Origin of the sequence: Spirillospora albida (assembly GCF_000718255.1) — a bacterium.
In the GTDB taxonomy this organism is placed as follows: Bacteria; Actinomycetota; Actinomycetes; order Streptosporangiales; family Streptosporangiaceae; genus Spirillospora; species Spirillospora albida.
On sequence record NZ_JOFJ01000040.1, the window covers coordinates 1 to 7,566 of the forward strand.

Below are 7,566 nucleotides of genomic sequence, written 5' to 3' on the forward strand. Positions count from 1 at the left end.
CACCTCACCGAACCGCTCCGCGAACACCTCCGACTCCACCAACAACCGCCGACCCAACCCCACCCACTGCGACCCCTGACCAGGAAAAACGAACGCGACCTTCCCGACGTGGGCCGCGGTGCCGCGCAGGTCGAGGGTGTCCAGGCCGGCGCGCAGGGCGTCCGGGGCGGAGCCGACGACGACCGCGCGGTCCGGCAGGGCCGCCCGCCCGCCCGCCAGCGCGCGGGCCACGGCACCGGGCGCGGCGCCGTCCGCCAGCACCCCGGCGATCTGCGCGGCCTGGGCCCGGAGCGCGGCCTCGCCGCGCGCCGCGACCACGAGCGCGACCGGACGTTCCGCAGCGGCGGGTTCGGTGACCGGCGCCGGCTCGGCGGCCGGGGCCTCCTCCACGATGAGGTGGGCGTTCGTCCCGCTGATGCCGAACGACGACACCCCCGCCCGGCGGGGCCGTCCGTGGTCGGGCCACGTCACCGCCTCGGTGAGCAGCTCCACTCCGCCCGCCGACCAGTCCACGCGCGTCGTCGGCGTGTCCGCGTGCAGCGTGCGGGGCAGGACGCCGTGCCGCATCCCGAGCACCATCTTGATCAGCCCTGCGACGCCGGCCGCGCCCTGCGTGTGGCCGATGTTGGACTTCACCGAGCCCAGCCGCAGCGGCCGGTCCGCGGGACGGTCCCGGCCGTAGGCGTCGAGCAGCGCGGACGCCTCGATCGGGTCACCGAGACGCGTCCCGGTGCCGTGCGCCTCGACCGCGTCGACGTCCTCGGGCGCGACTCCCGCGGCGGCCAGCGCGGCACGGATCACCCGCCGCTGCGCCGCGCCGCTCGGCGCCGTCAGCCCGTTGCTCGCCCCGTCCTGGTTGACGGCCGAGCCCCGGATCACGCCGAGCACCTCGCGGCCGTTGCGGAGCGCGTCCGGCAGCCGCTCGAGCAGCACCAGCCCGACGCCCTCGCTCCAGCCGGTCCCGTCCGCGCCGTCCCCGAACGCCTTGCAGCGGCCGTCGGGCGACAGCGCGCGCTGCCGGGTCAGCTCGATGAAGATCCCGGGCGTGGACATCACGGTCGCGCCGCCCGCCAGCGCGAGCGTGGCCTCCCCCGCCCGCAGCGCCCGGCAGGCCAGGTGGATCGCCACCAGCGACGCCGAGCACGCCGTGTCCACCGTCACCGCCGGGCCCTCCAGCCCGAGGGTGTAGGCGATGCGGCCGGACGCCACGCTCGGCGTCGTGCCCGTCATGACGTAGCCCTCGGTGCTCGGCCCGCCCTCGTACATGCGGGGGCCGTACTCCTGGTAGGTGGTTCCGACGAACACGCCCGCGGGCTCGCCCGCGAGCGCGTCCGGCGCGATGCCCGCCCGTTCGAGGGTCTCCCACGCGACCTCCAGCAGCAGCCGCTGCTGCGGGTCCATCGCGGCGGCCTCGCGCGGCGAGATCCCGAAGAACTCCGCGTCGAAACCGGCCACATCGCGCAGGAATCCGCCCGCGCGGACGTAGTGCTTGCCGGGCTGAGCGCCGTCCGGGTCGTAGATGCCCTCCAGATCCCAGCCCCGGGCGTCCGGGAACGGGCCGATCACGTCGCGGCCGTCGGCGACGACGTCCCACAGGCCCTCCGGTGAGGCGACGCCGCCGGGGAACCGGCAGCCCATCGCCACGATCGCGATCGGGACGTCGTCGCCGGCGGGGCGTGCCGCCGGCGCGAGCGGCTCCTCGCCGGACTCCTCGCGCAGGAGGTCGAGGACCGCCGTGCCCGTGGGCCGGTCGAAGATGAGCGTGCCGGGCAGCCGGACGCCGAGCGCGTCGCCCAGCCGGTCGGCCAGCTCGACGCCCATGAACGAGCTGAACCCGAGGTCCTTGAACCGGGCTCTCAGATCGACCTCGCGGGGTGAGGCGAGGCCGAGGACGGCCGCGATCTGCTCGGCCAGCACGGTCTCCGGGTCGCGCCCGGCCGGGCCCGGCGCCTCGACGGGTCCCACGGCCGGTTCCGCACCGATCACCGCGCCGGACCTGGCGGCGGTCGGAGCCGGTTCCGCAGCGGCGGGGGCGCCGGGGCGCGGCAGCCAGTACCGGTCACGGCGGAACGCGTAGGTCGGCAGCGGGACGCGGCGTCCGCCCGCGAGGTAGCGGCGCCAGTCGACGGGCACGCCCCGCACGTCCAGTTCCGCCAGCGCCGCCGCCAGCGCCCGCTCCTCCGGACGGTCCGCGCGCGCGACGGGCACGAACGCCCCGCCGCCCGGGGGCAGGCAGTCGCGGACCATGGACAGCAGCACCGCGTCCGGGCCGACCTCCACGAAACGCGTGGCGCCGTGCTCGGCGAGCGTGCGCGCCCCGTCCTGGAACCGGACGGTGGCGCGCACGTGCCGCACCCAGTAGTCCGGTGTGGCGATCTCCGCCGGGTCGGCGACGCCGCCGGTCACGTTCGACACGACCGGGACGTCCGGCGCCGCGTACGCGATCCCCTCCGCGACGCGGCGGAACCCGTCGAGCATCGGTTCCATCCGCGCCGAGTGGAAGGCGTGGCTGACGGCGAGCCTGCGCGTCTTGCGGCCGCGCTCCCGCCAGCGCGCGGCCAGGGCGAGCACGGCGCCGGCGTCCCCGGACACGACCACCGAGTCCGGGCCGTTCACGGCCGCGAGCGCGAGCGTCCCGCCCGCCGCGGCCAGCTCGGCGGACACCTCGTCCTCGGTCGCCTGGATCGCCGCCATCGCGCCGCCGTCCGGCAGCTCCTGCATGAGCCGGCCCCGCGCGGCGACCAGCGCGGACGCGTCCGCCGGCCCGAAGACGCCGGCGACGTGCGCGGCGGCGAGCTCCCCGACCGAGTGCCCGAGCAGCAGGTCGGGGCGGACGCCGTAGTGCTCCAGCAGCCGGAACGCGGCGACCTCGTAGGCGAACAGCGCGGCCTGCGTGACGGCCGTCCGCGCCAGCGCCGCCGCGTCGCCGCCGAACATCAGCTCCTTCAGCGGGAGGCCGAGCGCGTCCTCCAGCGGCGCGGCGACCTCGTCCAGCGCGGCGGCGAACACCGGCTGCGCGGCGGCGAGGTCCCGGCCCATGCCCGGACGCTGGCTGCCCTGCCCGGTGAACAGGAAGGCGGTGCGGCCCCCGTCCGGCGTCCCCCGGACCGCGCGCGTCCCGGCGCCGTCCGCCAGCGCCGCCAGGTCCGCGAGCAGCTCCGCCCGGTCGTCCGCGAGCAGCACCGCGCGGTCGTGCAGGCGGGCACGGGCCGTGGCGAGCGTGTACGCGGCGTCGAGCGGATCCACGTCCGGGTGCCGCCGCAGGTGGTCGTGCAGCCGCGCCGCCTGCGCGGCGAGCGCGCCCCCGTCCCGCCCCGACACGAGGACGGGGGTCGGGACGGGACGAGGGCGCGGGCCGGACCCCCCGGAGGCGGGGAGGTCGGGCGCGGAGGTGACGACCAGATGGCAGTTGGTGCCGCTCATGCCGAACGAGCTGACGCCGGCCGTCACCGGGCCGCCGCCGAGCGGCAGCGGCGCCGTCTGGACCCGCAGCCGCAGCGCGTCCAGGTCGATCGCCGGTGCCGGCGAGGTGAAGTTCAGGCTCGGCGCGAGCACCCGCTCGCGCACGCACAGCACCGCCTTGATCAGCCCGGCGATCCCGGCGGCGCCCTCCAGGTGCCCGATGTTCGTCTTGACGGATCCGACGCGCAGCGGCTCGGTGCGGCCCGGCCCGAACACCTCGCCGAGCGCCGCCGCCTCGACCGGGTCGCCGACCGGCGTGCCCGTGCCGTGCAGCTCCACGAACCGGACGGTCGACGGGGCGACCCCCGCGTCGGCGTAGGCGGCGCGCAGCACCCGCGCCTGGGCGACGGCGTCCGGCGTGGTGAGCGTCGCCCCGCCGCCGTCGTTGCCCACCGCGCCCCCGGCGATGACGGCGTGGATCCGGTCGCCGTCGCGGACCGCTCGCTCCAGCGGCTTCAGCACCACCAGGCCGCCGCCCTCACCGCGGACGTACCCTTCGGCGCGGGCGTCGAAGGTGTGCGCCCGGCCGCCGGGGGCCAGCGCGCCGAAGGCGTGCGCGGCGGCGAACCCCTCCGGTGCGAGGTTGAGGTCGACGCCGCCCGCGAGGGCCGCGTCCGCCTCTCCGTCGCGCAGCGCGCGGCACGCGACCTGCACGGCGACCAGGGACGACGACTGGCCCGCGTCGATCACCATGCTCGGGCCGCGCAGCCCGAGCGTGTACGACAGCCGCCCGGCGAGCACGCCGCGGCTCTGCCCGGTGAGCGTGTGCGGGGTGGCGGCGGCGCCGTACCGCCGGGCCAGCATCGCGTAGTCGTCGGACATCGCCCCGACGTGCACCGCGACGGAACCGCCGGAGCCGGGCGCGATCCCGGCGTCCTCCAGGGCCTCCCAGCCGAGTTCCAGCAGCAGCCGCTGCTGCGGGTCCATCGCGGCGGCCTCGCGGGGCGAGATCCCGAAGAGGCCGGCGTCGAAGGCGTCCACGTCCGGCAGGAAGCCGCCCCGCGGGACGGGCACGCCCTCGAGCGGCTCGGGGCGGTCCGCCGGGACGTCCCCGACGGCCTCGACGCCGTCGCGGAGCAGGTTCCAGAAGGCGTCCGGCCCGGCGGCGCCGGGGAACCGGCAGGCGACGCCGACGACGGCGATGGGCTGGGCGGCGGTCATGGTCGTCCTCTCCGACGGGGCACGGCGGCCGGTCACGTGTAGGCGTAGAAGCCGCGCCCGGACTTGCGTCCGAGCAGGCCGCATTCGACCATCCGGCTGAGCAGTGGCGGCGGCGAGTACAGCGGCTCGCGGAACTCGGCGTACAGCGCCTCCGCGATGGCGGCGACGCTGTCGAGCCCGATGAGGTCGGCGAGTTTCAGGGGGCCCTGCGGATGGGCGCAGCCGAGCACCATCGCGCGGTCGACCACCTCGGGGGTCGCCGCCCCCGACTCCACCATCCGGACGGCGGCCAGCAGGTACGGGATGAGCAGGGTGTTGACGACGAAGCCGGTGCGGTCGGCGCAGCGGATCGGCTCCTTGCCGAGCGTCCCGGCGACGAACGCGGTGGCGCGTTCGGTGGCGTCGCCGTCGGTGGCCAGCGAGGGCACCAGTTCGACCAGGCGCATCGCGGGCACCGGGTTGAAGAAGTGCATCCCGACGACGCGTTCCGGACGGCTCGTCGCCCGGCCCAGCCTCATGATCGGGATGGCGGACGTGGTGGAGGCGAGGACCGCGTCGTCCGCCTCCACGATCTTGTCGAGCCGGCCGAAGACCTCCTGCTTGATCCGCTCGTCCTCGGACACGGCCTCGATCACCAGCGTCCGGTCCGCGAGGTCGTCCGGGTCGGTGGTGAACCTGATGCGGCCGAGGATCTCCGCGCGCTCCTCCGCGGTGCGCCGGCCCCGGTCCACGGCCCGGTCGAGGGATCCGCGCAGCAGCCCGAGGCCCCTGTCGCGGGAGGCGGGACGCGACACCGCGGCGAGCACGTCCAGCCCGGCCGCCGCGACGACCTCCGCGATGCCCGACCCCATGAGCCCGCACCCGACGATGCCGACGCGCTCGGCGGCGGCCGGCGGCCGCGGCGCGCCGTCCGGGAGGGCGGTCACGCGCCCACCCCCCAGTGGACGACGGTCGCGCCGACGGCCATGCCGCCGCCGAATCCGGCGATGAGCACCAGGTCGCCCGGGGCCAGGTCCGGGGCGGCCTCGGCGAGCGTCACCGCGACCGACGCGCTGCCCATGTTCCCGTAGCGCTCCACGGTGCGGTGGGTGCGCGCACGGCTCAGCCCGGCGGCCTCGGAGAGCCGCCCGAGCAGCACCCCGTTCGGCTGGTGCGGGACGAAGTGGTCGACGTCGCTCAGCTCCACCCCGGCGCGGCGGGCGACCCGCTCCAGCACGGCCGGGACCTCGGCGAGCACGAATTCGGTGACGCCGCGCCCGTCCATCGAGACGGTGTGGGCGCGGTCCCGCACCGTCTCGTGCGAGGCGGGGCGGCGGCTGCCGCCGCCCTCCACGCGGATCAGTTCATGCGCGTCACCGCGGCTCACCAGGTCCACCGCGAGGACCCCGTGCGGTGCCTCCACCGCGCCGATCACGGCCGCGCCGGCGCCGTCGCCGAGCAGCACGCAGGTGCGGCGGTCGGAGAAGTCGGCGAAGCGCGAGTACACCTCGGCGGCGATGACGAGCGCGATCCCGTCCGGCCGGTCCAGCAGCAGCGCGCGGGCCAGCTCGATGCCGTACACGAAGCCGCTGCACGCGACGCTGATGTCGAAGCACGCGGCGTCGCGGGCGCCGATGCCGTCCTGGACGAGGTAGGACGTCGGCGGCTGCGGCGAGTCGCCGGTGCCGGTGGACACGATGAGGTAGTCCACCTCACCGGCGGCCACCCCGGCCGCCTCCAGGGCGCGCAGCCCCGCCTGGACGGCCAGGTCGGACGCGGCCTCGTCCGGGGCCGCCCAGCGGCGCCCGGTGATCTGCGTCCGGTCCGCGATCCACTGCGGATCGACGCCGACCCGCGCGGCGACCTCCTCGTTCGTGACCTCCTGCTTGGGGACGTAGGACCCGGTCGCGAGGATCCCGGTGGGCCGTGCGGCGCCGTCCCGCGTCATGCCGTCACCTCGCGCATGGGGTTGAGGCGCTGCGCGCCGATGCGCGCGCGCCGGTCCGGGTCGGTTACGCCGAGTCCCTCCCGCGGGGCCATGCAGAGCACCCCGACCTTGCCGACGTGCCCGTTCTCCTGGACGAGGCGCGCCGCCTCACCGACCTCCGACAGCGGGTAGACCCGCGACAGCACCGGCACGATGCGGCCCATCCGGAAGAGCCGGTCGCACTCGGCGGACTCCTGGTAGTTGGCGGAGTGGCTGCCGATGATGCGCTTGACGTTCATCCACAGGTAGCGGTTGTCGTACAGGTGCTCGTAGCCGGTGCTGGAGCCGCACGTCACGACGGTCCCGCCGCGCCGCACCACGAACACCGAGATCCCGAACGTGGCGCGGCCGACGCAGTCGAACGCGACGTGCGGGTCCTCGCCGAGCTCGCGGCGGATGATGCGGCCGAGGCGCTTGCCCGCGTCGATCGCGTCCGCGTGCCGGGCGTCGGGCCCGGCCATGCCGATGTCCGCGCGGTCGACGACGACCTCCGCGCCGAGCCGGCGCGCGATCTCCGCCTTCTCGGGCGAGCTCACCACCCCGACCGGGATGCCGCCCGCAGCGCGGACGAGCTGCACCGCGTAGCCGCCGAGCCCGCCGGCCGCGCCCCACACGAGGACGATGTCGCCCTGCTTGATGTGCGCGCCGCGCGGGCTGATCAGCATCCGGTAGGACGTCGCCGCGCAGAGCGGGTTCGCGGCGGCCTCCTCCCAGGTGAGGTGCGCCGGCTTCGGGAGGATCTGGCTCGCGCGCACGACGGTGTAGTGGGCGAGGCCGCCGAAGTTCGTCTCATAGCCCCAGATGCGCTGCTCGGCACCGAGCATCCCGTCGCCGTGCGTGTCGGGTTCCTGCTCGTCGACGTAGGTGCAGGCGACGGTGACGTGGTCGCCGGTCTTCCAGTGGCGGACGCCCGCACCCGTGCGGACGATCACACCGGCCGCGTCCGACCCCAGCACATGGAACGGCTGGTCATGCCG

General features: G+C 76.3%; 4 protein-coding genes. All 4 read right to left on the bottom strand.

Features of this window, described 5'->3' with window-relative positions:
- Positions 1–4,623: type I polyketide synthase (locus IE99_RS0128205; protein WP_030177386.1), on the bottom strand; the 4,623-nt coding region annotated here is incomplete at its 3' end.
- 32 nt (positions 4,624–4,655) lie between these two features.
- Positions 4,656–5,549 carry a 3-hydroxybutyryl-CoA dehydrogenase gene (locus tag IE99_RS0128210; protein ID WP_281176595.1) on the bottom strand — a complete coding sequence of 298 codons (894 nt, stop codon included), beginning with the start codon at positions 5,547–5,549 and terminating at the stop codon, positions 4,656–4,658.
- Positions 5,546–6,550, bottom strand: a complete 1,005-nt coding sequence (locus IE99_RS0128215) for a 3-oxoacyl-ACP synthase III family protein (RefSeq protein ID WP_030177390.1) — start codon at positions 6,548–6,550, stop codon at positions 5,546–5,548. The genes IE99_RS0128210 and IE99_RS0128215 overlap by 4 nt, the downstream gene beginning before the upstream one ends.
- Positions 6,547–7,566, bottom strand: a 1,020-nt coding sequence (ccrA, locus tag IE99_RS0128220) for a crotonyl-CoA carboxylase/reductase (RefSeq protein WP_030177397.1), incomplete at its 5' end; no start/stop codon positions are given. The genes IE99_RS0128215 and ccrA, both read right to left, overlap by 4 nt.